Consider the following 2,726-nt stretch of genomic DNA (forward strand, 5'->3'; position numbering starts at 1 on the left):
TCCCAGGATTGGAGTTTTTTGTCGTTGTAGGGTTGGGTTTCGCCTAGGTGTCTTGCGCCAAGGTCTTCTGTTACTTGAGAGTCGCCAGGGTTTATGGATAGCCATGGTTTGGTTTGAGTATCGGCGTTATACGCCTCAACTTTAATATGTAGTTCTCTAGATAAAAAATTCACCATGTCCTTGTAATCAAGGACACTTATTTTATAGTTTTCTGTCATAATTTCTATTTTAGAGATAGATCCCTTAATCAGATTTATTGCATTTTTAAATTGTTCCAACAATTCTTGCTTAGAGTAACTATCTGAGCCTATTCTGGCTAGAATTATCTTGTCAATATTGGGTCTTTTTGCAAAATTGTATGAAACAGTAGATCTGTCTTTTTTGTAGGTAAAACTAACATAGTCTGAGGGGGTCATATCGTGAAATACAAAACTATAGTTCACCCCATTCGCTCCTACTAGTCCATCTACTCTTGTTGCACCATGTACATAATGATAAGCATATGAGCCTCTATTTGGACCTGAAGGACTGTATGCCAACACATCTGCATTGAGCTTACTACTTAAATTAGTCACACGACTCGAGTAACCAAACGCACCATGTGTGGCATACCAGTCTGCACTGCCACGACCCATTTTTATGTTTATTTGTGCCATTGAGGTGCCATCAGGCAGTTGATTTTCTAGTTTTTTCAGTGCTGCCACAGTAGCATTAAAACCACTTGCCATAACACGAATTTTTAACTCACCTTTCAAACCTTCTATCGATCTATTTAGTTGTAGCGAACCATCATCACCCACAGAAACAACAAGATGATAATTGTCGTCTGTGTAAGGGTCAAGTCGAGTTAATTCGCCGTCTTTATAGCCCCAGACAACTTTTCCTTCGTCAAGATGATAGCGATTGTCAACCATCACTCTACCGCTTTGTTCTATTTTTGACACACCTAATCTAGAGCTGACCTTAGTAGTTTCAATATTCCTTAGTTTCAGTCCCATTGCGATATCTCTACTAAAATCAGCGCCTGAATAACACCCTTTCATAGCGACCGTGTCAATACTTGATTGAACGGGTAAAATGCCTCTTAATGTGGCAACAATGTCAACAATCTCACTGGGTGTTCTACCTCCTGATTTCTCTAATTTTTCATCACCATGTCCAACAAATAGTATTTTAATATTATCTGCTTTTATTTCGTGTAATTTAGGTCCATGCACAGTCCGGTAACCACCCTCTTTATCCATTTGTATAAGTGTGGAATTTTTAGAATGTTTGCCTGTTATGTTTGCCGAACTTTTTACTATGGCTGGATCATTTTCTAACTGAACAACAACATAATGTGTGTCCCTAGGGCCAGGAGAAACTNATTTTTCATCACCATGTCCAACAAATAGTATTTTAATATTATCTGCTTTTATTTCGTGTAATTTAGGTCCATGCACAGTCCGGTAACCACCCTCTTTATCCATTTGTATAAGTGTGGAATTTTTAGAATGTTTGCCTGTTATGTCTGCCGAACTTTTTACTATGGCTGGATCATTTTCTAACTGAACAACAACATAATGTGTGTCCCTAGGGCCAGGAGAAACTTCGAGCTGGTTTACTACTGTTCTTCTCTCCCATGCATTTAACGCTCGTTGAGATTTTGTAATATCACTAGCAATCTCTGATGCCTTTCTCACACATACCTTGGCCCAAGCTTTGCGAGCTGCATTTTTAGCAAGGTTAATCTCATCTTGACTTAGCAACCTTTCAAATTCACTTTTAGCACTTTCAATGCGTGTAAGTTGATCTCCAAGACTCAAGCCAGCAATGTCTTTTAACATATCTACGCTTACATCAATATCCAGCTCACCCTTATTAAATCTATTTTCCAAATGATAGGTAAGAGTATTCTCTGCACAATTCTGTGCAATTGCGCTTAATTTATCAAACTGTTTTTGGTACTTTGTTTCTCGACCTGACAAATGCCTGTCTAAATCGTTAGCCATTTTTTCAAAAATTTTCGTCTTCAGGGGTCCTGATTCTAGCGCCTTAGCCCTTCGAAGATCTTCTTTTAATCCTCTTAAAACATCATAATGCTTGCTACTTGCACTACTTTTCTTTTTAATTAACTCATTCAAGAGTTTTGAGTATTCATCAAAACCGCCCAATGGATTCTTAAGGTTATCGGCTGTAGTTTTGGCGCTTCTAGTTGTAGAAATAATGCCGCCATTGTACCAACTATAAACTGTTTTAGTGCCTCCTGTTTTCATCGTCTTAGTGCCGTTTTCATTGATCTCTACCTCGCCCCCTCTGCCCGTTATTTGTGCAGTTCTTAGTGCTGGCATATTGTCGTAAATCGTTTTGGCAAAATTCCTAGCTAGACCTTGCTTGATGTTGGTAGTATCACAACCTACTAGGGCAATGCGCTCAAAATGAGTATTTTCATTGGCGTAAGTGTCATAAATCTGCTTGACTTTATCGGTCAATTTATCCATGCCATTTTCACCATTGGCAAAATTTTCTCCATGATCAACAAAATTAAGGCGCACATTGCCTTTAGGGGTGTAAATCTCGTTGTCTGATGTAACCAATTTGTTATTGTCATCAAAATGAACAATAATGCTACTCTCAGGGTGTTTATTGGCAAGGGATTGGGCGGCTTTGACGGCGGCTTCGCTGTTGCCGTTTTGAACGATAATGTTACTTCGGTAATTGCTGAAGTCTTTTTTGAGTGCGTGACG

At 38.9% G+C, this 2,726-nt stretch carries 1 protein-coding gene; it reads right to left on the reverse strand.

Annotated features, from left to right (window positions below; translation table 11 throughout):
* Positions 1-2,684: C80 family cysteine peptidase (locus BHECKSOX2_RS09640; RefSeq protein WP_425356622.1), on the reverse strand; the 2,684-nt coding region annotated here is incomplete at its 3' end.
* Positions 2,685-2,726 lie beyond the last annotated feature (42 nt).

The sequence above is a fragment of the thiotrophic endosymbiont of Bathymodiolus puteoserpentis (Logatchev) genome (genome assembly GCF_900127505.1).
Classification (GTDB): Bacteria; Pseudomonadota; Gammaproteobacteria; order PS1; family Pseudothioglobaceae; genus Thiodubiliella.